This is a genomic window from Pseudomonas sp. D3-27 (assembly GCF_051132165.1).
Lineage (GTDB): Bacteria > Pseudomonadota > Gammaproteobacteria > Pseudomonadales > Pseudomonadaceae > Aquipseudomonas.
On sequence record NZ_CP071667.1, the window covers coordinates 2,219,443 to 2,244,296 of the forward strand.

Sequence of the window (24,854 nt, forward strand, 5' to 3'; positions counted from 1 at the left end):
AGAGCGAACCTGTTCGCGAAGCAGTTCAAAGTTCGATATTCATATCGACTGAGACATTGCATCTGCGAGCAGGGTGGCTCCCATAAAGTTGAGCATCTTGATGGCGTTAATTGGTCGCCGCTTGGGTGATAGCGAATTTCAATTCATTCCAAGCGCAGCGGTATATAAATAAAGCATTGACCGTTCGTCGCCGTTTGAAGCACTTTCTTCAAACCTTGGATGCGGCATGTTTTCCGAATAAGTACGAGCCAACGGGGTTCGCAAATAGCAACTAACGAGGTGAATGAAATGGCAAATACAGGTAATAACAACCCTGGCAATTTCGCTAATGATCGTGAAAAGGCATCGGAAGCCGGTAAGAAAGGCGGCCAAGCATCGGGTGGCAACTTCGCCAACGATCCGGAACGCGCAGCCGAGGCCGGTCGTAAGGGTGGCCACATGTCGGGTGGCAATTTTGCCAACGATCCGGAACGTGCCGCAGAGGCGGGCCGCAAAGGTGGACAAGCCTCGGGTGGCAATTTTGCCAATGACCCTGAACGGGCATCGGAAGCCGGCAAGAAAGGTGGCCAGGCGTCTGGTGGCAACTTTGCAAATGATCGGGAAAAAGCCTCCGAAGCTGGCAAGAAAGGCGGTGAAAACAGCCACGGTGGCGGTCGTAAATCGTAATGCCCCGTGGTCTACGGGCCTCATGTCACTGGCATGAGGCCTGTACCAGCCGCTTATTAAAGTGTGTTTACAGTCGGGCATGTCATGCCCGGCTTCGCTTAATTATTCATTATTCAAGGCGGGTTGGTTTTTGTATAACCACAGTGACCGTTCGTCTTATGTCGTGAATAAAAAATAAATTTTATCTGTTTAACTTCTTCTGACTTTCATGGGCCTGTCGTCGGCAGGGTTTCCCATGAACTGTGTCCTGACCGAGGAGTTCAATCATGTTCATTCATAACAAACGATTGCAATATACCGTGCGCGTCGCCGAGCCCAATCCAGGACTCGCTAACCTGTTGCTCGAACAGTTTGGTGGCGCCCAAGGCGAATTGGCCGCAGCGTCCCGTTATTTCACCCAGGCCCTGTCCGAAGATGATCCTGGCCGCAAGGACCTGCTGATGGACATCGCCACCGAGGAGCTCAGCCACCTGGAGGTGATCGGCTCGATCATCGTGATGTTGAACAAGGGCGCCAAGGGCAAGATGGCCGAAGGTGTCGAACAAGAGGGCCAGCTGTATCGCGAGATCAACGGCGCCGGCAACGATTCCCACATCACCAGCGTGCTGTATGGCGCAGGCTCGCCGCTGACCAACTCGGCCGGTGTGCCTTGGACCGCGGCCTACATCGACACCATCGGTGAGCCCACGGCGGACATGCGTTCGAACATCGCCGCCGAAGCCCGGGCGAAAATCGTTTATGAGCGGCTGATGAATGTCACTGATGACCCGGGTGTAAAAGAAGCCCTGGGCTTCTTGATGACCCGTGAAATCGCCCACCAGCTGTCCTTCGAAAAAGCCCTCCATTCCATCCAGCCCAACTTCCCACAAGGGAAATTGCCTGGCATGCCGGAGTTCACCAATGTGTACTTCAATATGTCCCAGGGCGAACCCTCGGTGCGCGGTCCTTGGAATCAGGGCGACGATTGGGAATTCGTCGAGAACCCAACGCCAGCGGTCGATGGCGGAGATGGCATGGCCACTGTGCAGTTGAGTGAGAAAGACGAAGCGCTGCTGATGGACATGAAGGCGCGGACGATGTCCAACCCTGAAAGCGATCCTACGACAGGCGCCGACTTGGGTTCGGGGATGCAAGGTGACAAACTGTAATAAACCGGCGAGGGGGCTTGGGCCCTCTCGCCTGAACATATCGCCCGCCCGTCCCGCCATCATGGGGGACGGGCGGGCTTCGCGCGGCTAATCGACAAGGACATTAGATGGACCAGCCCACCTCCCGGATTCGATCGCCCTGGCGTACCTGGCTTGATCCTGTGCAAAACAATCTGCTGCTGGGGGTGACCTTCTGGCTTGGATTGGCGCTGGTCGCGGTGCTGTTGCTGTATAGCGGCTATAACGCGCTGGTGGGGGCCGACCGCCAGAACCTGGGCTATGCGGCGCTGGGCGGAACCTCCGGCTTCGCCGCCACCGCCCTGGGGGCGCTGATGGCGGTGGTGCTGCGCGATATTTCATCGCGCACCCAGGACATCATGTTGGGTTTCGCGGCCGGCATGATGCTCGCGGCGAGCTCCTTTTCGTTGATCCTGCCCGGCATTGAAGCGGCGCAAATCATATGTGGCAACCAATTGCTTGCCGCCCTTGTGGTCGTGATCGGCCTTGGGCTGGGGGTTTTGCTGATGGTCGGCCTTGACCGTTTCGTCCCCCATGAGCATGAGTTGAGTGGCCGGCGTGGCCCCGAGGCCAAGCGCATCAACCGGGTCTGGTTGTTTGTCCTGGCGATCACCTTGCACAACTTGCCTGAGGGCATGGCCATAGGCGTGAGCTTCGCCAACGGCGACCTCAAGGTCGGCTTGCCCTTGACCACCGCCATTGCGATCCAGGACATTCCCGAAGGCCTCGCCATCGCCATGGCGCTGCGGGTGACCGGGATCAGCACGTTGCGCGCCGCACTGATTGCGGTCGGCTCAGGGTTGATGGAGCCGCTGGGCGCGGTGATCGGCCTGGGCATGTCTTCTGGCGTGGCCGTGGCGTACCCCATAAGCCTGGGGCTGGCGGCGGGTGCGATGATCTTTGTGGTGTCCCATGAAGTGATTCCCGAAACCCACCGCAACGGCCACGAAACGCCAGCGACCCTCGGGCTGATGATGGGGTTCGCGGTCATGATGTTTCTGGATACCGCGCTGGGTTGAGGCTGGATAGGAGCGTCGGTTGGTCTGTTGGACCAGGGTTGGATCGGGCATTGGTGTACGCACCAATGCCCTTTTTTTTAACGAAACCCAACCCAACGGCGTCGGCGACCACACGGCGTGCAACCCTCAAACTCGTTGGAACTCGGCTCCCATGCGTCCCGTCACTTGTTCTGAGAGGCACTGATCCAGGCATCTGCCTAGGCAGTGCCTGATGTTGAGTTTTTCATCACGGAGGCGATGGACAGACATGACTATCCCGGACAACAACCCCGAGCGACAAAGCGGCACCGCAAGCCAGGGGCGAGCTGAAGAGCCCCTGAACCACATCAAGGATGACGTGAACGAAGCCATCGGCAGCGCCCGAGAGCAGGCCGATGCGCATTTTGGCCAGTACCGCGATACCGCGGCGGACCAGATCGATGCATTGGCGCGTAGCGCCAAGTCGGCCATGTCGGAACTCGAAGCCAACGACACGCTGGGCTTGTCGCATTACCTGGCGGACATGGCCGATAACATGAGCGGCCTGGCCAGCAAACTGCGCAACAAGAGCGCCGAGCAGCTGCTGCACGATGGCTCGCGGCTGGCGCGAGAGAACCCCGGCCTGTTCCTCGCTGGCAGTATTGCCGTGGGTTTCGGACTGTCGCGGTTCCTCAAGGCCGGCACCTCGCCGGTCGCCACCGAAGTCGACAACCCTGCCGCCGAACAGACGGAGCCACCGACCGAAGGGTCCGGCACTCAGCCTTTCGACCCGATACCTGATCCTATCGGTCCGGGTGCCGCGACAAGCAGCAGCGGCCTTGCCACCGGCGTTACCCCGACTTCACCCAGCGTGCAGGACCATCCCAGTGATTCAGCCACCGGCTCGCTGCCGGGCTCGGCCAATACCAGAGGAGAATTGTGATGAATCGACCAGACCCGGATATCCAGCGTCCCGCAGGGGCCCCGGCGCCCGAAAGCGATGCCTCGGTCATGGACCTGCTCCGGCAGTTGACCCACGAGGTGCCCTCACTGTTCACCAAGGAACTGGCCCTGGCCAAGGCGGAATTCCAGGCCAGCCTCAACACCTTGAAAGCCGGTATCGCCGGTGTGGCGGGCGGCGCAATGGTGCTGATGGCCGGCTTCATCATCTTGCTGATGGCCGTGGTGTATGGCCTGAGCACGATGATGGCGCCCTGGTTGGCCGCGCTGATTGTTGGCGTCGTGGTGATGATCATCGGTTTCGTCATGGTGCAGTCCGGCAAGAAGCAATTCGAACCGTCCCATTTCAAGCCTGACCGAACGCTCGACGCCTTGAACAAAGACCAGGAAGCCCTGCGGAGGAAAGCCTCATGAAGGATGAATTCAAAACAGAATCGGAAAAGAGCCCGGAGGCCATCGAGCGCGAGATCGACGAGCAGCGTGCCCATATCAGCCATATCGTCGATGCCCTGGGCAGCAAATTCACCCCGGGCCAGATGCTCGACCAAGCCTTGGGCCTGGTGAAGGGCAACGGCGCGGAGTTCTTCGGCAACCTGGGCACCACAGTACGCAACAACCCCGTGCCGACGGTACTGACCACGGTTGGATTGTGCTGGCTGATGCTCGGCCAGAACCACCCGCCTCGGGTTGGCTATCGCGTCGGACCCGACCAGGACACCGGCGGCTGGACCGAGGGGCTCGCCAGTGGCGTGGGCAGTGCCCGGAACCATCTGCACGACACCACCGACTCCTTGCGTGAGGGTTTCCACCATCTCAAGGACAAGGCCTCGCATCTGGCCGAAGGTTTGGGCTCCGGTGCCCGTCAAGCCCGGCGCAGCGCCCATGAAACGGGTGAGCGCATGACCCAGGGCTCCCACGACCTGGGCGATCAGTTCAGCCGCTTGCTCAAGGAGCAGCCGTTGATGATGGCGGCGGCGGGTATAGCCTTGGGCGCGATGTTGGGAGCGGCCTTGCCCAGTACCACCACCGAACAGCGAGTGATGGGCAAGACCAGTGCCGACCTGGCCGACAAAGCCAAGCAAAAGGCGCGCGAGGGGTATGAAACGGTGCGTGACACGGTAAGCAAGACCACCGAGCATCGTGATGAACCCGGCGTCGAGCCGGCCAACGGACGGGTGCATTCAGGCGCGGACCTGTCCGGTGGACTGGGGACTTCATAGGCGAACACAGGGCGCGGCGCGGGTCGAGCCGCGCCGCACCTGTCAACATTGACAGTAGCTTCGGTCGTCGTTCGGTTATTTCATGGGAAATACACCGTCTTCAAGGAAGCAGCACATGAAACATCAGGTCCCGTTCACCGGCCATCTGGTCTTCATCGGCTTCGGCTCCATCGCCCGGGCCACCTTGCCCTTGCTGCTGGGGCAGGAGCACATCGAGGTCCGGCAGATCACTGTTATCGCACCGGTCATCGAGCAGAACATCTGGTTCAAGGAGCGGGGCATCCATTTCGTCCGCGAAGCACTGACCGAGCCGGATTTCGCGCAAATCCTGGATCGCTTCGTCGAGCCGGGTGACTTCATCGTCAACCTGTCGGTGGAAGTCAGCTCCCTGGCAGTCATTGCGTATGCCTTCGACAAAGGTGCTTTTTACCTGGACACCTGCGTCGAGCCATGGGCGGGGGGCTACACCGATCCGCAGTTGGACCACGCGATGCGCACCAATTACGCGTTGCGCTATCAAGCCCTGAATTTGCGCAAAAAACTGGGCAGGGGCCCGACGGCGATCATTGCCCACGGGGCCAACCCAGGCTTGATTACCCACCTGCTCAAGGCCGGCCTGGTGGAATTGGCCATGCAGCTGAACCATCCGCTGCCCGAGGATCGCCAGGGCGTCGATTGGGCCCGGTTATGCATGGAAACGGGCATCAAGGTCATTCATTTCGCCGAACGCGATACGCAACGGTCCCAGCGTCTCAAGGAAGACGATGAGTTCGTCAACACCTGGTCGGTCCACGGCTTTATCAGTGAGGGCACCCAGCCAGCGGAGCTGGGTTGGGGCAGCCATGAGCGTGTCTGGCCGCCATCCGCGCGGCGGCACCGTTTCGGTAGTCGGAACGCGATCTATCTGGAGCGACCGAGCGCCAGCGTGCTGGTAAAGACCTGGACGCCCCTGGGCGGCCCATGCCTGGGGATGCTGATCACCCACCATGAGACCGCTTCGACAGCCGACCTGCTGACCTTGAAGGATCAGCGCAAGTTGCTTTATCGACCCACCCTTCATTACGCCTACCATCCCTGCAACGATGCCTTGCTGTCGGTCCACGAACTGATCGGCCGAGGCTGGCAGGCACAAACCCGGCAGCGCATCCTCAACGGTGAAATCGACAGCGGCGGCATAGACGCCTTGGGCGTTTTGTTCATGGGACATGAGCTTAACGCCTACTGGTTCGGCTCGCTGTTGAGTATCGACGAAGCCCGCGCGCTGGTGCCGTTCAACAACGCCACCAGCCTGCAAGTAGCGGCGGGTGTGCTGTCGGGGGTTGTCTGGGCGGTCGAGCATCCGGACCGAGGCATCGTCGAGCCCGAACAGATGGATCACGAGCGCGTGCTGGAAATCGCCAAGCCTTACCTAGGCACACTGGCCGGGCAGCGCACTGATTGGACACCGAGTGGCGCCAGCCCCAATCCATCAGCGGACGACCCAGCGCAGGACTGGCAGTTCGCGCATTTCACTCGGTTCTAACTGCTGCGACCCTCTCCACGGAAACCGACCCGATTCCAACGCCTATACTCAAATCCCTGGAACCCTTGGTGCCCGGGTGGCGCAATGGTGCTGCGTTCGCTGATGCTGGTCGTGATGCTCGTTCTGGCGGGGTGCGCCACGTCTCAGCGCGGCCAGCCGGTGGCCACGGTCGCGATTGCCCAGGACACGTGGCGACAGGTTGACCGACAAATCATCGTCGCGTCGAAAAGCGCCCTTGAACAGGCTCAGCTGTATGCGCGTGGCTCAATGGAGCATTGGCGGGTGCTGGTCTACGAGCGCACGGAGGCCGAGTTCATCCCCTGGTTCAGCAGTTACTGGACCCAGGAATGGCTGGCCCTGAAAGTCAGCTGGTATTCGGCCAGCGCCGAGGGCGAGGCGGATTCGGCGGCCAAGCGGCTGTCGGTGTACTTGCAGGAACAATATCGCGAGCAGGTGTTGGAACCCGTGGCGGTGGAAATCGATCCCGAGGCAATCAGGGCCAACGCGACGGGTTATTACTTGCGCCTGCTCAATCAGCAGATCCAGGTGATCGCCCAGCGACATCGCATCCCACCCGAAGTGATGAACCGGCGTCTGCACAGCATCATGGCCATCAACCTGGGCCCGCCAGCGGCACGCAATGCGTCGTTGTACGAAATGGTCCACACCGAACCGCTCAATACACTGCCGGCCTACGCGGCGTTGATCGATCATGTCGACAAGGCGGCAGACACCGGTTCAGGTCCGTCGGACGCGGTGATCGCCACGGTGGCGCAACGCACCAGCGAAAAGATCGAGGCCCAATTCGCCACCCGAGGGGCGGCCGGTGCGGCGGCGGCCGTGGCCGGAAAGGCGGCCGGGGCGCTGATTTCAGTGGGCGTGGCGGGCATCCGAGCGATGATCCACGAGGGCGAACGGGAAGAAATGGAAGGGCAAATCCGCAAGAGTCTGAGCGCCGCGTTCGACGAAGCCTGGTTCAAATCTCTCAAGCATCCCCTCAGCGGGGTGATGGCTGCGGTGTATTACCTGGCCGGGGAAATCGATGGCAACCTGGTGGAAGCGGACCTTGCCGATCGGCCGGTGGAACTGCGCGCCATTGCTCCATGACCGGTGTCTGTTCCCTAGTCAGACCCCAGAGTGACGCGACAGCCCTTGCGATGGCGGATCTGTTCGTCCGTGGGACGCTCCTTGATAAATTCGAAGCGCGGCTCGCCTTCGCTGTAGATCACCAGCCAGCCCCATTCCAGTTCGTTTTCATCCTGCCCAGGCTGGGGCGGCGCGGCCCACCAGGGTTCTTTTTGCATGATCTGGCGCATCGTTTACCTCCTGCCGGTTGATCCTTGACTATAGACAGTTGGATCTTGCGACTAGCGCCCCCGCAACTTTTAGAAAGTCATGGCCGGACGCTGTTTTTGTGGCGAGGAAGCTTGCCCCCGCTGGGCCGCGCAGCGGCCCCTCATTCCATCGCTCGGTCTGTCCGGTTGCGGCGACCAGCAATGGGGCTGTAGCACAGACCAGCGGGAGTAAGCTCCCTCGCCACGTTTTTTGGACCGAGCCAGTGTGCTCTGAACCTCCCCGTCGGCGTCTAGCGTCTGTATCCCCGCACTCGAATGGGGAATGATCGGACCCCTGCGCACATGCAAGCACTGTTGAACGAGATCCTCGATACGGTTCGTCCCCTGATCGGCCAGGGCAAGGTGGCCGACTACATCCCCGCCCTCGGCACCGTGGCGGCCAATCAGTTGGGCATTGCCGTGTACAGCAATGATGGCGAGATATATTGCGCGGGCGACGCCGAGACAGCGTTCTCGGTGCAGAGTATCTCCAAGGTATTCAGCCTGGTTCAGGCCATCGAGCATTCCGGGGAGGCCATCTGGGAACGCTTGGGCCATGAGCCCTCCGGCCAGCCCTTCAACTCCTTGGTGCAACTGGAGTTCGAACGCGGCCGTCCGCGCAACCCCTTCATCAACGCCGGCGCATTGGTAATCTGTGACATCAACCAGTCACGCTTCGCCGCTCCGGCGCTGTCGATGCGTGATTTTGTACGGCGGCTGTCGGGTAACCCCCAGATACTGGTCGACGGCAAGGTCGCCGAGTCGGAGTACCAGCACCGTGCCCGCAACGCGGCGATGGCCTACCTGATGCAATCGTTCGGCAACTTCCATAACGACGTGGAAGCGGTGCTGCGCAGTTATTTCAGCCACTGCGCGCTGCGAATGAACTGCATCGACCTGGCCCGGGCGTTCTGCTTCCTGGCCAACGACGGTTTCTGCAAGCACAGCGGCGAGCAGATTCTCAGCGCTCGCCAGACCCAGCAAGTCAATTCCATCATGGCCACCAGCGGCCTGTACGACGAGGCGGGCAATTTCGCCTACCGTGTCGGCCTGCCGGGCAAGAGCGGCGTCGGCGGCGGGATCGTCGCGGTGGTGCCAGGGCAGTTCACCGTGTGCGTCTGGTCGCCGGAGCTCAACGCGGCTGGCAACTCGCTGGCCGGCATGGCGGCGCTGGAATTGCTCAGCCAAAGGATTGGCTGGTCGGTGTTCTAAGGCTCTGTACGAAATGTATCCGCACTCACTCATACTGCGTTGAAACGGGGCTCGGAATGCTCATGTACTCCAGTACACTGCGCTTCCTCGCCCCGTTTCGCCTTGTCTGGCCTTCGCGCGAACACATTTCATACAGACCCTCGGGGCCAAAAAAAGGGCCCGCTCCTGAGTCAGGAGCGGGCCCTTTTTTATGTGTGATATCAGCAGAGGCGGTCGACGACCCGGACCTCGGCAGTGTCCTGCACCGATTGCCAGGTTTGGGTCAGCGTTTGCAGCACGCGGCCCATGAAGTCCTTGTCGGCTGCGGCCTTCTTGCCCACGTAGCCTTGGCCACGGCGGTACATCTTCAGCCGCGCACACAAGTCTGCCTGGCTCTTCTCGAATTCGTCTTCCTGGGTGAAAGGCGAGAGGCAGTCCATATGGACCTGGCCGGTCTTGCTGATCCACAGGATATGGCTGTCCAGGCTGTCCTTGTGTGCTGCGAACATGCGAGCCAGTTCATCAATAGATGGTTGATTATTCAGATTCATGTGTAAGCCCCTTGACCATTTGGTTGATCTGTCTGGTGGTTCGCAAAACTTCGCTGTTCGGTAAGTGCCTGCCTGATACCGAAATCAGGCCGTCAGCATTCGTCCGCCGGACTTCTGCGGGGTCGTGCATCGGTTGTGTAGTGTTAATCGAAGGGCTGCTACGCAAATGCGCTACAACGAAGAGAAACAGCGAAGAATCTTCAGGCCAGTGTCGACTTTCGAGGGTCGAGCCCATGCGTCATGAGGATTGATTCGCCGGCGTTTCTCGTCCTTGTCACCGGACGGTCATGCCAGGTCAGCACCTTCAATCTGCCTTGTGGGCAGTCCCTTATCCAAAAAAACAGCTCGGCGGTCAGACGAGCTTGCTCAAACATTTGCCTGTACTCCCGATCGGGGAGACGTCTGCATCATGCAAGGGCAAATCGGAGGCGTCAACGGTTTTGTAGTGATTATTTTTGGTCACTACATATTGTCGGACAAAATGGTTTGGGTATGAAAAAAGGCCGCGAGTCATTACCTGTGGCAAGGGATCTCATCTGACGGTCAGGTGGCCTTGGCCTTGGCCTTGGTTTTGCGCGGAGCGCCCCCAGCCTTGCGCTTGGCCGGCTTGCGCTTGTTCTTCCACGGCGTGGCGCCTCGCCCGGCGGGGCTGGCCGGGCCGCTGATGGTCAAGCTCATCCCCTGGCAGCGGGCGACGTGCTTGCTCACCCAGGCGGCCTGCCGGGTGACGAATTCCTCTAGGCTCATCTCGCCGCTTTGCACCATGTCCAGCGCCTGTTCCCAGATGGCGGTGGTGCCGGGGTCGGCGATCGCCCGAGGCACGGCGTCGATCAGGCTGAAGGCGGCTGGGGTAGCCGACAAGGCCTTGCCGTTTTTCACCAGGTAACCACGGTCGAGCAGGCCCTGGATGATCGATGCACGGGTCGCCTCGGTGCCGATGCCGGTGGTGTCCTTGAGCTTCTGTTTGAGCAGCGGATCCTCCACCAGCTTGGCGACGTTTTTCATCGCCTTGATCAGGTCGCCTTCGGTGAAGGGCTTGGGCGGTTGGGTCCACAAATCCTTTGGTGTCACCGCGTCGACGTTGCAATCGCGGCCCTCGGCCAGTGGCGGCAAGGTTTGCGGCGTGGGGGCTTCGCGACCTCGTGCGGGCGCCAATGCTTCGGGCAGGGCGCGTTTCCAGCCGAGTTCGACGATCTGCTTGCCCACCGCGCGCAGGTCTTGCCCAGCGCAATCGAAGTCGGCCTGGGTCCGGTCGTATTCATGATTGGGCAGGAATTGCGCCAGGTAACGTGCGCGAATGAGCGTATAGACGGCCCGTTGCTTTGCGGCAAGCTTGTCGAGGTTCTTCGCCGCCGCCGTGGGAATGATTCCATGGTGTGCGCTGACCTTAGCGTCGTTCCAGGCCCGGGACTTGCGCTGCGGCTGCAGGTGATCGCGCAGCGGGGCGAGGGCCGGGTCGGCCTGGGCGAGGGCGGCCAGGATCGCGGGTGCTTCGCTGTGCTGGCTCAAGGGCAGGAAACCGCAATCGCTGCGGGGATAGGTGATGAGCTTGTAGGTCTCGTAGAGCGATTGGGCGATGTCCAGGGTTTCCTGGGCGCCGAGTCCAAGTTTCTTCGAGCAGACTTCCTGCAAGGTGCCGAGGTCGAACGGCAGCGGCGGGGCCTCGCGCAGGCGTTCGGTGCGAACCTTGGTCACCCGCGCGGTCGCAGCGTTGCCCATGGCCTGGGCAGCATTTCGCGCCAGGGCCTGGTTCAGGCAGCGCTCCTGATCGTCGCAGGCATCCGGGTCGGCGCGCCACTGGGCGGCAAACGCCGTACCGGCATGGCTCAGTTGCACGTCGATGGCCCAGTAGGCGACCGGTACGAAGTTGGCGATGCTGCGGTCGCGATCCACCACCAGTCGCAGGGTCGGTGTCTGCACGCGGCCCACCGGCAGGACGCCTTGATAACCGGACTGGCGCCCCAGCAGCGTGAACAGGCGGCTCATGTTCATGCCGATCAGCCAGTCGGCCCGGGAGCGACCCAGTGCCGAGTGATACAGGTTGAAGGTTTCCGCTCCCGGCCTGAGGGCGGCGAGGGCCTTGCGGATCGAGGCTTCGTCCAGGGCCGATAGCCAGAGGCGCTGGATAGGTCCGCGATAGCGGCAATGCTCCACCAGCTCCCGAGCGATCATTTCGCCCTCGCGGTCGGCATCGGTGGCGATGACCAGTTCCTTTGCTTCACCCAACAGGCGCTTGACCGCTTTGTACTGGCTGGCGGTTTTCGGCTTGACGGTCATCTTCCATTGCGCCGGCACGATGGGCAGGTCGGCCAGCACCCAGCGCTTGTAGCGGGCATCGTAGGCGTCGGGCGGCGCGGTCTCCAATAGATGGCCGATGCACCAGGTCACCGTGACGTTCGCGCCCAGCCAGCAGCCATCGCCGCGCCGGGTGGCGCCCAGTACCGCGGCGATGTCCTTGGCCTGGGACGGTTTTTCACACAGGTACAGCCGCATCGCGCCTCTTCCTAAGCAGGTTTCATGGGGCGCTAGCATGGTCAGGGATTGGCGACGGGGCAAGCTTTATCTGTATGGATATACAGATAAAACATTGCGCTGCGTTGCAACGACCCCCTTGGCAAGACAGCCCGGCGACTGGATGGGCAAGCAGAATGAATTTATCGCAAGGGCATCGCTCATAACTTTCAGAGCGGCTCAAACCGCAAAGCATGTTAATGGAATCAAGGAGAGTCACTTCATGAATTCGATGCCGAAGGGCAACGGACAGGCGAGCACACGTTTGATTCTCGTCGTCGAGGATGATCCGACCATCCTGGAATTCCTCTGCGAGATCCTGGAGGACGAAGGATTTGTCGTCGAGCCCAGGGAAAGCGCCGATTCGGCGCTGACATTTCTGGAGGAAAGCGCCGATTACGTGGACCTGTTACTCACCGACATCACCATGCCCGGCGAAATGGACGGGGCCGACCTGGCCAACCTGACCGGGGATCGTTGGCCGCAGATACCGCTGCTGATCATGTCGGGCTTCGAAACCCCGGAAAGCGCCGGGATCAAGCACCAGGCCTCGTTCATCGCCAAGCCATGGGCGCTGGGGCAGATGCTGGATCTGGTGGAGAGCACGGTCAAGAGCCACTCGGTACACTGAGCTGACGACAGCACCCGTGGCGAGGGGATGGAACCCCTCGGCACAAAGGGTCCGATGAGTGCTCAGTTGGTGTCCAGGTCCACGTTGCGCGTTTCCCGCAGGCAGATCATCCCCACCACCAGGCTCACCCCCGTAATCACGACCGGGTACCACAGCCCGTAGAAAATGTCCCCGGTATAGACCACCAGGGCGAACGACACCGTGGGCAGGAAACCGCCGAACCAGCCATTGCCGATGTGGTAGGGCAAGGACATGGACGTATAGCGGATCCGGGTTGGGAACAGTTCGACCATCAGGGCCGCCAACGGGCCGTAGCACATCGCCGAAATGATGATCAGCGCGACGATCAGGGCCACGATCATCGGCCGATTGATCTGCTGGGCGTCGGCTTGTTGCGGGTAACCGGCCAGGGTCACCGCGCCACGCAGGGCGGCTTCGTCGTAACCTTCGAGCTTCACGTCTCCGACGCTGACCTGCACGGTGCTGCCGGCCGGTGCCGCGACGCTGCTGTAGGGCAGGCCTTGCTTGACCAGGAAGGTCTTGACCTTGTCGCAAGGGCTGTCGAAACGGGCCTTGCCCACCGGGTCGAACTGGAAGGTACAAGTGGCCGGGTCGGCGACTACCGTGATCGGCGCCTGACGGCTCGCCAGGTCGATGGCGGGGTTGGCGTAATGGGCGAGCGTCTTGAAGATCGGGAAGTACAGCGCCGTCGCCAACAGCAGGCCGATCATCAGCACCGGTTTGCGCCCGACCTTGTCCGACAGCCAGCCAAAGAAGATAAAGAACGGCGCGCCGATCACCACGCTGACGATCAGCAGGCTGTTGGCGAGGGCCGGGTCCATCTTGAGGAACTGGGTAAGGAAAAACAGCACGTAGAATTGCGCTGCATAGAAGGTGACCGCTTGCCCGGCGTTGATACTGAACAGCGCGATCAGCACCACTTTCAGGTTTTCCCATTTGCCGAACGATTCGCGAATCGGCGCCTTGCAGCACTTGCCTTCTTCTTTCATTTTCAGGAAGGCCGGCGACTCGTGCAGGCTCAGGCGGATCCAGGTGGAAATGCCCAGCAGTAGGATCGACAGCAGGAACGGAATGCGCCAGCCCCAGACTTCGAACTGATCGCCGGTGAAGTAGCGGCAACCCAGTACCACCAGCAGCGACAGCAACAGCCCCAATGTTGCGGTGGACTGAATCCAGCTGGTGTGGAACCCACGCTTGCCCATCGGCGCATGCTCGGCGACATAGGTCGCCGCGCCGCCGTATTCACCACCCAGGGCCAGGCCCTGGAGCATGCGCAGCACCACCAGGATGACCGGCGCGGCGATGCCGATGCTGGCGTAGTTGGGGAGCAGGCCGACGCAGAACGTGGCCAGGCCCATGAGGACGATGGTCGCGAGGAAGGTGTATTTGCGCCCGATCATGTCCCCCAGCCGCCCGAACACCAGCGCACCGAACGGCCGCACGATGAAGCCGGCGGCGAAGGCCATCAGCGCGAAAATGAACGCCGTGGTGTCATTCACTCCGGCGAAGAACTGTTTGCTGATGACCGCCGCAAGGGCGCCGTAGAGGAAAAAGTCGTACCACTCGAACACCGTCCCGAGGGACGAGGCAAAGATGACTTTCTGGGTTTCCTGGCTGGTGCCGGCGCTGCGCGTGGCTTCCAGGGGCTGAACATGTTCAGACATAGCGGTATCCCTCACAGTGATTGTTTTTGTTGTTCCACTGCGACGCCGGGTGGGGGCGTCTCCTGATGTGACACACTTTCTTGATCCAAATGTTTTCCTTGTTGGAGCGAGCCTGCTCGCGATAGCGGTGTGGTGGTCGACATGAACGTTAGCTGACACACCGTCATCGCGAGCAGGCTCGCTCCCACAGGGATCTCCAGTGTCTTTCAGACTGTGGCCGACTCCTTTTGGCTTGTGATGCTGACGGTGATGGGTTCGAGGATCATCCGCGCTGCCTTCTCGGCGATCATCAACGTCGGCGAGCAGGTGTTTCCCGAAATGATGCGCGGCATGATCGAGGCGTCGGCGATGCGCAGGCCCTTGATGCCGTGCACGCGCAGTTGCGCATCCACCACGGCGTCGCCGTCCTGGCCCATGCGACAGGTGCCCACCGGGTGGAAGATCGTCGTGCCGATGCGGGCGGCGGCCTGATGCAGTTCCTCTTCGGTCTGCAGGCTGGGCCCCGGCAGGTATTCCACTGGTTTGAAGGCGCCGAGGGCCGGGGAGGCGACGATTCTTCGGGTCAGGCGGATCGCGTCGGCCGCGACCCGCAGGTCTTCGGGGTGGCTCAGGTAGTTGGGTTGGATCAACGGCGCTTCACTCGGATCGGCTGAGCGGATGTCCACGCGGCCGCGGCTCATCGGGCGCAAGTCACACACCGATGCGGTGAATGCCGGGAAGCTGTGCAAGGGTTCGCCGAAGCGCTCCAGAGACAATGGCTGCACATGGTATTCGAGGTTGGCCGAAGTCTGTTCCGGCCCCGAGCGGGCGAAGGCGCCGAGTTGGCTGGGCGCCATGGACAGTGGGCCGCTGCGGTCATACAGGTAGCGCAGGCCCATGCCCATCTTGCCCCACAACGTACCGGCGATCTGGTTCAGGGTGCGGGCGTTTTCCAGTTGATAGATCAGCCGCAGTTGCAGATGGTCCTGCAAGTTGCCGCCCACGCCCGGCAACTCGTGCGCCACGCCAATGCCCAAGCGTTGCAGCAAGCTGCGCGGGCCGATCCCGGAGCGCTGCAGGATGCCCGGCGAACCGACGGCTCCGGCGCACAGGACGATTTCCTTGCGAGCCTTGAAGCTCATGGCCTTGCCTTGCCAGCGAGCGCTGACAGCGTGTGCGCGGTCATCGCGCAACAAAACGCGGTCGACTTCGACTTCGGTCAAGACCGTCAGGTTGGGGCGATTGCGTATCGGCTTGAGGAAAGCCTTGGCCGCGTTCCAGCGTATCCCGGCTTTCTGGTTGACCTGGAAATAGCCACAGCCTTCGTTGTCGCCGCCATTGAAATCCTCGACGTTGGGGATGCCGCTCTGCTCGGCGGCGGTGCGAAAGGCGTCGAGGATCGGCCATGACAGGCGCTGGCGCTCGACGCGCCATTCGCCGGCCGCGCCGTGAAGTTCGGAGTCTCCGGCGAAGTGGTTTTCGCTTTGCCTGAACAACGGCAGGACGTCCTTCCAGGACCAGCCAGCGTTGCCTTCGGCGGCCCAGCCATCGTAGTCCGCGGCCTGGCCACGCATGTAGATCATGCCGTTGATGGACGAGCAGCCGCCCAACACCTTGCCGCGCGGATAGCTCAGGGCGCGGCCCTGCAGGCCCGGTTGCGCTTCGGTCTTGAAGCACCAGTCGGTGCGCGGATTACCGATGCAGAACAGGTAGCCGACCGGGATGTGAATCCACGGATAGTTGTCTCGCCCGCCGGCTTCGAGCAGCAGCACCCGGTGTTGCGGGTTGGCCGACAGCCGATTGGCCAGCAAGCACCCGGCAGGGCCGGCGCCCACGATCACGTAATCGTATTCATCGACGACAGGTTGCATTCGCGACCTCATTTATTGTTCTTGTTGGCTCATCGTAGTTGTTAGTTTTCGTCAAAAGAATGTTAGTTTTTGCGCACCTGCTGAGCGTTTATAAACAATCCCGGGTTCAGGCGTTTTCAAGGATGGCTCATGTTCGACTGGAATGACTTGCGCTACTTCCTGGAACTGCAACGCAGCGGCCGCTTGCTGACGGCCGCGCGACGGCTCAACACCACCCATGCCACCGTGGCCCGGCACATCGAGGCCATCGAAAAAAGCCTGGGCACGGCTTTGTTTGTCCAGCACGCCCAGGGTTATGAACTGACCCCGGCGGGCGAGGCGCTGCTCAAGCATGCCGAGGCCATGGAAAACGTTGCGTTGCTGGCCCAAGAGGACATCACCCAATCCAGCGCACCCTTGGGCAAGATCCGGTTGGGCGTGACGGAAGGGCTGGGCATCATGTTCCTGGCCAGTCGCATGGAGGGGTTGTTCCAGCGCTATCCGGGACTTGAGGTGGAACTGGTGGCGGTGCCGCGCTTCGTCAGCATTCTCAACCGCGAGGCGGAAATCAGTATCCACCTCGAACGACCGGCGGCCGACCTGCTGGTGACACGCAAGCTCACCGACTACAGCCTGGCGCTGTATGCGAGCCAGGCCTACCTGGATCGCTCGCCGCCCTTGCGCAGCCGCGAAGATCTAGGCCGTCACGCCTGGATCGGCTACGTCGACGATCTGTTGTTCAGCCAGGAGCTCATGTTCCTCAACAGTTTTTGCCGCAAGCCCCGGGTGGTGTTCCACAGCACCAGCGTCATCGCCCAGCAGCAAGCCGCGCGATCGGGCCTGGGCATCGCCGTGTTGCCGTGTTACATGGCCGGCAGCGACCCGACGCTGGTGCCCTTGCTCCCGGACGAAACCCTCTGCCGCAGCTACTGGATCAGCACCCGCCGCGAACTGCATAAATCCGTGCGGCTGCGGGTGCTGTGGGATTACGTGGTGCAGCTGTGCGAGCGGGAGCAGGGGCTGCTGTTGCCCTGAGCCGACTCTAAGGATATGTCCAAACGGTATTTCTCAAGACTCGGGAGGTTTCCTTAAGATCACGTCATAACTCGTTATGACAAGTGACTGAAGCCATGCCTGACAACGTTCTTTCCCTCAGCAGCGTGCCGCTGCACCTGCAACTGCGCGACCTGTTGCGCACGCGCATTCTCGACGGTGAATACCCCCAAGGCAGCCAGATGCCTTCGGAAAGCGAGCTGGGTGCGTTGTTTCGCGTCAGCCGAATCACCGTGCGCCAGGCCTTGGGGGACCTGCAAAAGGAAGGTCTGATTTTCAAGATCCATGGCAAAGGCACCTTTGTCGCAAAACCCAAGACCTTCCAGAACGTCAGCACCCTCCAGGGCTTGGCCGAGTCCATGACCGGCCGCGGCTTCGAGGTGATCAATCGTCTTCGCAGTTTCAAATTCATTCCCGCCGACAAGCCGGTGGCCGAGCGGTTGAAGGTTGCGGAGGGGGATGTGGTGGCGCAGATCAAACGGGTGCGGCTGATCAACCGCGAACCGGTGTCGTTGGAGATTACCTACCTGCCCAAGGACCTCGGCGAGCGCCTGGAAAAAGCCGATCTGGTTACACGGGACATTTTCCTGATTCTGGAAAACGATTGCGGCCTGGCCCTCGGCCACGCGGACCTTGCCATCGATGCGGTGCTGGCCGACAGCGAGCTGTGCCAAGCCCTGGAGGTCGAGCCAGGGTCGCCCGTGATGCGCATCGAACGCCTGACCCATGGCGCCGATGGGCGACCGCTGGATTTCGAATACCTCTACTACCGCGGCGATGCTTTCCAGTATCGCTTGCGGATCGACCGGCAAAAAGGGACGCAGGCATGACCCAACGCTCAACGAATACCCTCGAACAGGAATACGACATCGTCGTCATCGGTGGTGGTACCGCCGGCCCCATGGCGGCGATCAAGGCCAAGGAACGCAACCGGGACCTGCGCGTCCTGCTGGTGGACAAGGCCAACGTCAAGCGCAGCGGCGCCATCAGCATGGGCATGGACGGCTTGAACAACGCAATTATCCCGGGCCATTCGACGCCTGAGCAGTACACCAAGGAAATCACCATCGCCAACGACGGCATCGTCAACCAGGCGGCGGTGTACGCCTACGCGACGCACAGTTTCGAAACGATCGAGCAACTGGATCGATGGGGCGTGAAGTTCGAGAAGGACGAAACCGGCGACTACGCGGTGAAAAAAGTCCACCACATGGGCGCCTATGTGCTGCCGATGCCGGAAGGGCACGACATCAAGAAAGTCCTGTACCGGCAGTTGAAGCGGGCGCGGGTGAGCATCACCAATCGTCTGGTCTGCACGCGCTTGCTGACTGACCAAGCGGGGGCGGTCAACGGTGTGATGGGCTTCGATTGCCGCACCGCCGACTTCCATGTGATCAAGGCCAAAGCGGTCATCCTCTGCTGCGGCGCCGCGGGACGCCTGGGGTTGCCGGCCTCGGGCTACCTGATGGGCACCTATGAAAACCCGACCAATGCCGGCGACGGCTACGCCATGGCCTATCACGCCGGTGCCGAGCTGGCGAACCTGGAATGCTTCCAGATCAACCCGTTGATCAAGGATTACAACGGCCCGGCGTGCGCCTACGTCACCGGTCCCCTGGGCGGCTACACCGCCAACAACAAGGGCGAGCGCTTTATCGAATGCGACTACTGGAGCGGGCAGATGATGTGGGAGTTCCACCAGGAACTCGAAGGCGGCAATGGCCCGGTGTTCCTCAAGCTCGATCACTTGGCCGAGGAGACCATCCAGAACATCGAAGAGATCCTGCACAGCAACGAACGCCCCAGTCGCGGCCAGTTCCACGCCAACCGTGGCACCGACTACCGCACGCAGATGGTAGAGATGCACATTTCCGAAATCGGCTTTTGCAGCGGTCACTCGGCCTCGGGCGTGTGGGTCAACGAGCGGGCGGAAACCTCGGTCAAGGGGTTGTACTCGGCGGGTGACATGGCGGCGGTGCCGCACAACTACATGCTCGGTGCGTTCACCTACGGCTGGTTTGCCGGCAACAACGCCGCGGATTTTGTGGCGGGGAAGGATTTCTCGGTGCTGGATGCTGGGCAGATCGAACGGGAGAGGGCGCGCGTTTACGCGCCACTGGAGCGCGAGCACGGCCTGCCGCCGGCCCAGGTGGAATACAAGCTGCGACGTTTCGTCAACGATTACCTGCAGCCGCCGAAGGTCACAAAAAAAATGCAGATCGGCTTGCAACGCTTCAGCGATATCCAGCGCGACCTGGATCAGATCAAGGCTCACAACGCCCATGAGCTGATGCGTGCCATGGAGGTCAGCGTCATCCGCGACTGCGCCGAAATGGCCGCCCGCGCATCGCTGTTTCGCGCGGAAAGCCGTTGGGGGCTGTACCACTATCGGGTCGACCACCCGCAGCGCAACGACAGCGACTGGTTCTGCCATTGCCACCTGAAGAAAGGCGAGGACGGCCAGATGACTTCCTTCAAGAAAGCGGTCGAGCCCTACATCATCGCCCTCGATGCCGACGAGCTGCAGGCCTATGACCGGCTGCGGGTCGGTGCCGACGCGGCTTGAACCCTTCACTCAAAGAGAACGCCCATGGCCTACCAACCCCAGGAAATCTTCTTCCGCTCCAACGCCCCCGTCACCGTGGACGAGGACAAATGCATCGCCCACAAAGGCTGCACGGTCTGCGTCGATGTCTGCCCCATGGACTTGCTGGCGATCAACCCGGCAACGCAGAAGGCCTACATGGCGTTCGATGAGTGCTGGTATTGCATGCCCTGTGAAAAAGACTGCCCGACGGGGGCGGTGAAAGTCGAGATTCCGTATCTGTTGCGCTGATTGCGACGACGCCATCGCGAGCAGGCTTGCTCCCACAGTGGACTGAAGCCATTCGCGATAGTTGTGTACACCGATAAACCCTGTGGGAGCGAGCCTGCTCCGGGCGGCGTTCCGACGAAGAGGCCACCACAGACACCACAAAACGCCATCCGGCCACCCCGGACGCTAAACCCACAACACCCCTCGTTTCCCACCGCGCCCTGATCGCGGCGGAGACGAAATACCCATAAACGATTCGAGGGGACACACCCATGTTATTGCGTGCAGCATTGGCCGGTCTGGTACTGGCTTCATTGACCCTGCCTGCCCAGGCAGAAACCATCCGCATCGCCATCGGCACCCAGGACACCACCATCAACTGCGCCGCCGGTGGGTTGTTGATTCGGGAGTTGGGCCTGTTGGACAAATACCTGCCCCACGACGGCGCGTACAAGGATGCCCAATACGACATCCAGTGGAAAAACTTCACCAGCGGCGCGCCACTGACCAACGAGATGGTGGCGGGCAAGCTCGACTTCGGCGCCATGGCCGATTTCCCCGGCGCCTTCAATGGCGTGGCGTTCGAAACCGCCGGCAAGCACAGCCTGTTCATCAGCGTGTTGTCGGGCAGCACCCAGGGCAGCGGCAATGGCATCGTCGTGCCGAGCGCCTCGGGCGTTCAGTCCCTGGCCGAGCTCAAGGGCAAGACCATTTCCGTGCCCTTTGCCTCCACCGCCCACGGCATGCTACTGCGCGCCGTCGCGGCCCAAGGCTGGGATCCACTCAAGGATGTGAACATCATCGCCCAGCCACCGGAGGTCGCCGGCTCGGCGTTGGAGGCCGGCAAGATCGACGCCCACGCTGATTTCGTGCCGTTCGCCGAACTGTTCCCCAGCCGTGGTTTTGCCCGCAAGATCTACGATGGCGCCCAGGCCAAGACGCCAACATTCCATGGCGCCCTGGTGGACCAGGCCTATGCCAGGAAGTACCCGGAAATCGTCGACGCCTACCTGCGTGCATCCATCGAAGCCAACCAGTTGCTGGCCGCCGAGCCTGAGAAGTACAGCGAGCTGATCGCCAAGGTCACCGGCGTGGATGCCGAGGTCAATTATCTGTTCCACGGGCCGCTGGGCGTGCAGACCCGCGACCTGACCTGGAAACCGGAATACCGCCAGGCCGTGGGCACCGCCATCGACACCCTTAAGCTGCTGAAGAAAGCCGATCGCGGGCTGGACCTCAACACCTTCATCGATGACCAGTACATCCGCGCCGCCTTCAAGGCTTCGAACCTGGATTACACCGCGCAACTGGCCAACTACGCTCAGACCCCGCTGGGCAGCGCCGATACTGCGACCGGCCAGGCCATCACCGATGCCCGCCACGTGGCCGAAATCTGGGTACGCGGCGAGCCGAAAGTGCGCCATTACGCCTCCGCGCAGTCAGCCTTCACCGCGCTGGCGAGCCTCAAGCAGGAAGGCAAGGGTATCCGAGCCGTCTACGCACAGGCCAGCGACAGCGGGATCAAGCTGCTGGCCGAGCAGGCGTGGTTCGCCAGCGATGCCAAGGGCCAGCTCAGCGCGTTCCTGTTGAAAGGGCAGGCCGAGCGGTTTGCCACGGCCCAGGGGGCAAGGTCCTGGATTTCACCGAGGCGACGACCCAGGCGGTCGCCGCCCGTTGACCTGACACCGTCCCCTGTGGGAGCGAGCTTGCTCGCGATAGCGGTGTGTCAGCCAATTCGATTTCAACTGATCTGACGCCATCGCGAGCAAGCTCGCTCCCACAAGGATTCCACTCCGGAGGAAGATTTGTGTACCCATCACCCAAACGCTGGCTCCTGCGAGCCGCTTCACTGCTGCTCTGCCTGCTGTTCTGGCAGCTCGCCGCCGACGGTCATTGGGACCTCGGCCTGGTGACCTTCGCCAACGTCCCGGCCCCATTGGCGGTACTCCAGGCCGCGCTTGGCCTGGGGGAATCGGGCAATCTTGCGCGGCACCTGGGCAGCAGCCTGGGGCGGGTCTTTGCCGGGTACGGTGCGGCGCTGTTGATTGGCGTGGCGCTGGGCGTGGCCATCGGTCGTTCGAAATGGGCCGAAGACTTGCTGTTGCCGCCACTGGAAGTCCTGCGGCCGATCCCGGCGGTGGCCTGGATTCCGTTGGCGATTCTGATGTTCCCGTCGTCGGAATTGTCGATGGTGTTCATCACCTTCACCGGCGCGCTGTTCCCGATTCTGCTCAACACCGTGCACGGCGTCGAAGGGGTGGACCGGCGGCTGGTCGCGTCAGCGAAAAGCCTCGGGGCGGGACGCCGGGCCATCCTGCTGGAAGTGATTCTGCCGGGCGCCGCGCCGAGCATCATCACTGGCCTCGCCATCGGCATGGGCACGTCCTGGTTCTGCCTGGTGACGGCGGAAATGATCGCCGGCCAGTACGGCATCGGCTACTACACCTGGGCGTCCTACACCGTGCAGAACTACCCCGACATCGTGGTCGGCATGTTGCTGATCGGCGTGCTGGGGATGGGCAGTAGTTTGTTGATCAAGCGCCTGGGCGGGTTGTTCACGCCTTGGCACCGGCCCCGAGGAAAAGCCTGATGAGTGCGATGCAAACGCCTGAAGGGCGGATCGACATCCGCCAGTTGTCCATTGTCCTGGGCCAGGGTGCCCAGGCCTTCGAAGCGGTGCAGGGGCTTGATTGCCAGATCGAGGCGGGCCAGTTCGTCTGCATCCTGGGGCCGTCCGGTTGCGGCAAATCGACCTTGCTCGGTGCCCTTGCCGGGCATCTGCAACCGAGCACCGGCACGCTGAACGTCGACGCGGTGCCGGTGGCCGGTCCCTCGCCTCAGCGCGGCATGGTGTTCCAGCAGCACACTTTGTTTCCATGGCGCAGCGTGCGCGACAACGTTGCCTTTGGCCTGAAGATGCGTGGCCTGGGCAAAGTCGAACGACAACGAGCCGCCGATGAGATGCTCGCCTCGGTGGGCCTGGAAGGTTTTGCCGGGCACTGGCCGGACCAGCTCTCCGGTGGCATGCAGCAGCGAGTGGAGATCGCACGGGTGCTGGTGAACCGCCCGCGCTTGTTGCTGATGGATGAACCCTTCGGCGCGCTGGATGCACTGACGCGCTTGAACATGCAGGAGTTGTTGCTGGACATCTGGACGCGCATCCGCACCACCGTTGTGTTCGTCACCCACGACATCGACGAGGCGCTATTCCTGGCCGATCGCTTGCTGGTGATGAGCCCACGGCCGGGTCGCATCATCGAGGATCTGCGCCTGGATTTTCCTCGGCCACGCACGACTGAGCTGGTGACGAGCCCTGAATTCTCCCGATTGAAGCGCCACTGCCTTGAGCTGCTGCGTCATGAAGATGGCCAGCAATTGCCGCGCCTCAATCCCCTCGGGTTGCCCCCTGAAACCTCCTTGCCGCGATTTGCCCTATGACCTCTCTATTTGAAAATACCGACAACCAAGACATTCTCGCCCTGCAACCGCGTCTTACCGACGAGGACGCCGGTGTGCGCCGCATCGCCCTTATCGAACTGGCCGACCTTGAAGAGCCCGAAGGCCTGTTGTGGCTTGTGGATCGCCTGGCCAGTGACCCCAGCGCCGAGGTGCGCGCCGAAGCCGCGCGATTGCTCGAAGCCTGGGAGGACGAGCCGGTGGTCGCAGGCTTGTGCGAAGCCCTGACCGATCGATCACCGACAGTGCAGGCCGCTGCTGCCCAAAGCTTGAGCCTGCTCAAGAGCGAGGCGGCAGGAAGAGTGATCCTGCCTTGGACGACACATGCCGACGCCGGTGTCCGCGTCGCGGCCTTCCGGGCCTTGCGCGAGTTGCGCCTGGGCGATGCCGCGCCAGCATCCATCGCCGCCCTGGCCGATGACGATGCTAGCGTGCGCCGCGAAGCGGTTGGCGTGCTGGGCTGGCTCAAGCACCTCGGCGCCTTGCCAGCCTTGGCCCGGCTCGCCAGTGATGACCCGGACAGCGAAGTACGCCGCGCGGCCACCGGTGCCCTTGGCCTGGCTTCGGATGAGCAAGTGTTGCCAGCCCTGCGCCAGGCCTTGCGGGACCCGGCGTGGGCGGTTCGCGAAGAAGCCGCTACAACGCTGGGCAAGGTCGGTCACGCCGATGCCGGCCCGGCCCTGATCGATGCCTTGGCGGACGACTACTGGCAAGTGCGCTTGCGGGCGACCCGCAGCCTGGGTCGTTTGCGCTACGCCCCGGCCCTGGCGGCATTGATCGAAACCCTGGGCCACCGCATCAGCAATCTGCGCAAGGAGGCAGCACTGGCCTTGGGCGAGTTGAACGATCCTGCTGCCATTGCGGCGTTGCAGGCCGCCCAGGAGGATGGCGATCCGGAGGTACGCAAGGCTGTGCGCATTGCCTAGGGCCAACTGCAATGAGCCCGCTGGCGATTGGCAATTCACGGGAGAAGGGGCTGTTGCGCCTGAGTTGGCCTGATGGGCGCGAACAACAGTTGGACCATGCCGAGCTGCGCCGGCAATGCCCATGCTCGCGGTGTCGAGCGTTTCGCCTGCAAGGATTGGCGGTTCAGGTGGATTCGCGGGTTCGGGTGGTTGAGGTCAATGGGCAGGGCTACGGGGTGCAGTTGGTCTTTAGCGATGGGCATGAGCGGGGGATTTTTCCCTGGGCTTATCTGGCGGGTCTGTAGCTTTATGCCTATCCCTTGTGGGAGCGAGCTTGCTCGCGATGACGTCAGTATATTCAACCTGTTTGCAAGCTGACCCA

At 61.8% G+C, this 24,854-nt stretch carries 23 protein-coding genes and 1 pseudogene; 19 read left to right on the forward strand and 5 right to left on the reverse strand.

The annotated features are described in order from the left end of the window. Nucleotides 1–288: 288 nt before the first annotated feature. From J3P92_RS10320 to J3P92_RS10355, 8 genes are all read left to right on the forward strand, one after another. Nucleotides 289–666 carry a general stress protein gene (locus J3P92_RS10320; RefSeq protein WP_434564093.1) on the forward strand — a complete coding sequence of 126 codons (378 nt, stop codon included), beginning with the start codon at nt 289–291 and terminating at the stop codon, nt 664–666. A 266-nt stretch (nt 667–932) separates the two neighbouring features. Further along, the gene (locus tag J3P92_RS10325) at nt 933–1,814 is read left to right on the forward strand and encodes a manganese catalase family protein (protein ID WP_420764532.1); all 882 of its coding nucleotides are present in this window, start codon (nt 933–935) and stop codon (nt 1,812–1,814) included. A gap of 107 nt (nt 1,815–1,921) precedes the next feature. After that, nucleotides 1,922–2,851 carry a ZIP family metal transporter gene (locus J3P92_RS10330; protein ID WP_420764531.1) on the forward strand — a complete coding sequence of 310 codons (930 nt, stop codon included), beginning with the start codon at nt 1,922–1,924 and terminating at the stop codon, nt 2,849–2,851. A gap of 247 nt (nt 2,852–3,098) precedes the next feature. Next, complete coding sequence (locus tag J3P92_RS10335; protein ID WP_434650641.1) at nt 3,099–3,752, forward strand: hypothetical protein; 654 nt, start codon at nt 3,099–3,101, stop codon at nt 3,750–3,752. After that, the gene (locus J3P92_RS10340) at nt 3,752–4,183 is read left to right on the forward strand and encodes a phage holin family protein (protein ID WP_434650643.1); all 432 of its coding nucleotides are present in this window, start codon (nt 3,752–3,754) and stop codon (nt 4,181–4,183) included. The genes J3P92_RS10335 and J3P92_RS10340 overlap by 1 nt, the downstream gene beginning before the upstream one ends. Continuing rightward, on the forward strand, nt 4,180–4,989 hold the full coding sequence (locus tag J3P92_RS10345) for a DUF3618 domain-containing protein (RefSeq protein ID WP_420764528.1): 810 nt from the start codon (nt 4,180–4,182) through the stop codon (nt 4,987–4,989). Before J3P92_RS10340 ends, J3P92_RS10345 begins: the two co-directional genes overlap by 4 nt. A gap of 115 nt (nt 4,990–5,104) precedes the next feature. Then, nucleotides 5,105–6,511, forward strand: coding sequence for a saccharopine dehydrogenase C-terminal domain-containing protein (locus J3P92_RS10350; RefSeq protein ID WP_434650645.1), 1,407 nt, complete (start codon nt 5,105–5,107; stop codon nt 6,509–6,511). A gap of 87 nt (nt 6,512–6,598) precedes the next feature. Further along, entirely contained in the window at nt 6,599–7,618 is a 1,020-nt protein-coding gene (locus tag J3P92_RS10355; RefSeq protein ID WP_434711782.1) for a hypothetical protein, read from the forward strand. 14 nt (nt 7,619–7,632) lie between these two features. On the opposite strand, the gene J3P92_RS10360 is transcribed toward J3P92_RS10355, so the two are convergent. After that, on the reverse strand, nt 7,633–7,827 hold the full coding sequence (locus J3P92_RS10360; RefSeq protein ID WP_420764526.1) for a hypothetical protein: 195 nt from the start codon (nt 7,825–7,827) through the stop codon (nt 7,633–7,635). Nucleotides 7,828–8,148: 321 nt separating this feature from the next. Here J3P92_RS10360 and glsB point away from each other — a divergent pair, with 321 nt between their 5' ends. Then, nucleotides 8,149–9,057, forward strand: a complete 909-nt coding sequence (gene glsB / locus J3P92_RS10365) for a glutaminase B (RefSeq protein WP_420764525.1) — start codon at nt 8,149–8,151, stop codon at nt 9,055–9,057. 200 nt (nt 9,058–9,257) lie between these two features. On the opposite strand, the gene J3P92_RS10370 is transcribed toward glsB, so the two are convergent. After that, a complete protein-coding gene (locus tag J3P92_RS10370; protein WP_434563474.1) occupies nt 9,258–9,587 on the reverse strand; it encodes a hypothetical protein in 330 nt (109 codons plus the stop codon). 543 nt (nt 9,588–10,130) lie between these two features. Then, nucleotides 10,131–12,080, reverse strand: a complete 1,950-nt coding sequence (locus J3P92_RS10375) for a DNA topoisomerase III (RefSeq protein WP_434650649.1) — start codon at nt 12,078–12,080, stop codon at nt 10,131–10,133. A gap of 241 nt (nt 12,081–12,321) precedes the next feature. Here J3P92_RS10375 and J3P92_RS10380 point away from each other — a divergent pair, with 241 nt between their 5' ends. Continuing rightward, nucleotides 12,322–12,729, forward strand: a complete 408-nt coding sequence (locus tag J3P92_RS10380; protein WP_420764522.1) for a response regulator — start codon at nt 12,322–12,324, stop codon at nt 12,727–12,729. 62 nt (nt 12,730–12,791) lie between these two features. Here the strand turns inward: J3P92_RS10380 and J3P92_RS10385 are convergent, their stop codons facing one another. Both J3P92_RS10385 and J3P92_RS10390 read right to left on the reverse strand, forming a co-directional pair. Continuing rightward, the gene (locus J3P92_RS10385) at nt 12,792–14,414 is read right to left on the reverse strand and encodes an MFS transporter (RefSeq protein WP_434650651.1); all 1,623 of its coding nucleotides are present in this window, start codon (nt 14,412–14,414) and stop codon (nt 12,792–12,794) included. A gap of 206 nt (nt 14,415–14,620) precedes the next feature. After that, nucleotides 14,621–16,264, reverse strand: a complete 1,644-nt coding sequence (locus tag J3P92_RS10390; protein ID WP_434650653.1) for a GMC family oxidoreductase — start codon at nt 16,262–16,264, stop codon at nt 14,621–14,623. Nucleotides 16,265–16,393: 129 nt separating this feature from the next. Between J3P92_RS10390 and J3P92_RS10395 the strand changes: the two genes are divergently transcribed. The 9 genes and pseudogenes from J3P92_RS10395 to J3P92_RS10435 all read left to right on the forward strand — a co-directional run bounded on the left by J3P92_RS10395 (nt 16,394) and on the right by J3P92_RS10435 (nt 24,777). Beyond that, a complete protein-coding gene (locus J3P92_RS10395; RefSeq protein WP_434563482.1) occupies nt 16,394–17,278 on the forward strand; it encodes a LysR family transcriptional regulator in 885 nt (294 codons plus the stop codon). A 95-nt stretch (nt 17,279–17,373) separates the two neighbouring features. Then, nucleotides 17,374–18,126, forward strand: a complete 753-nt coding sequence (locus J3P92_RS10400) for a GntR family transcriptional regulator (protein WP_420764518.1) — start codon at nt 17,374–17,376, stop codon at nt 18,124–18,126. Further along, nucleotides 18,123–19,862, forward strand: a complete 1,740-nt coding sequence (locus tag J3P92_RS10405; protein WP_420764517.1) for a fumarate reductase/succinate dehydrogenase flavoprotein subunit — start codon at nt 18,123–18,125, stop codon at nt 19,860–19,862. The genes J3P92_RS10400 and J3P92_RS10405 overlap by 4 nt, the downstream gene beginning before the upstream one ends. A gap of 24 nt (nt 19,863–19,886) precedes the next feature. Continuing rightward, nucleotides 19,887–20,132 carry a 4Fe-4S dicluster domain-containing protein gene (locus tag J3P92_RS10410; RefSeq protein ID WP_003180418.1) on the forward strand — a complete coding sequence of 82 codons (246 nt, stop codon included), beginning with the start codon at nt 19,887–19,889 and terminating at the stop codon, nt 20,130–20,132. A 251-nt stretch (nt 20,133–20,383) separates the two neighbouring features. Further along, a pseudogene (locus J3P92_RS10415) lies at nt 20,384–21,789 on the forward strand (ABC transporter substrate-binding protein). A 129-nt stretch (nt 21,790–21,918) separates the two neighbouring features. Then, entirely contained in the window at nt 21,919–22,701 is a 783-nt protein-coding gene (locus J3P92_RS10420) for an ABC transporter permease (protein ID WP_420764515.1), read from the forward strand. Further along, a complete protein-coding gene (locus J3P92_RS10425) occupies nt 22,701–23,549 on the forward strand; it encodes an ABC transporter ATP-binding protein (RefSeq protein ID WP_420764514.1) in 849 nt (282 codons plus the stop codon). Before J3P92_RS10420 ends, J3P92_RS10425 begins: the two co-directional genes overlap by 1 nt. After that, nucleotides 23,546–24,493 (forward strand): HEAT repeat domain-containing protein, encoded by a 948-nt coding sequence (locus tag J3P92_RS10430; protein ID WP_434650656.1) that lies wholly within the window; start codon nt 23,546–23,548, stop codon nt 24,491–24,493. Before J3P92_RS10425 ends, J3P92_RS10430 begins: the two co-directional genes overlap by 4 nt. A gap of 11 nt (nt 24,494–24,504) precedes the next feature. Continuing rightward, on the forward strand, nt 24,505–24,777 hold the full coding sequence (locus J3P92_RS10435; RefSeq protein WP_434650658.1) for a DUF971 domain-containing protein: 273 nt from the start codon (nt 24,505–24,507) through the stop codon (nt 24,775–24,777). Nucleotides 24,778–24,854 lie beyond the last annotated feature (77 nt).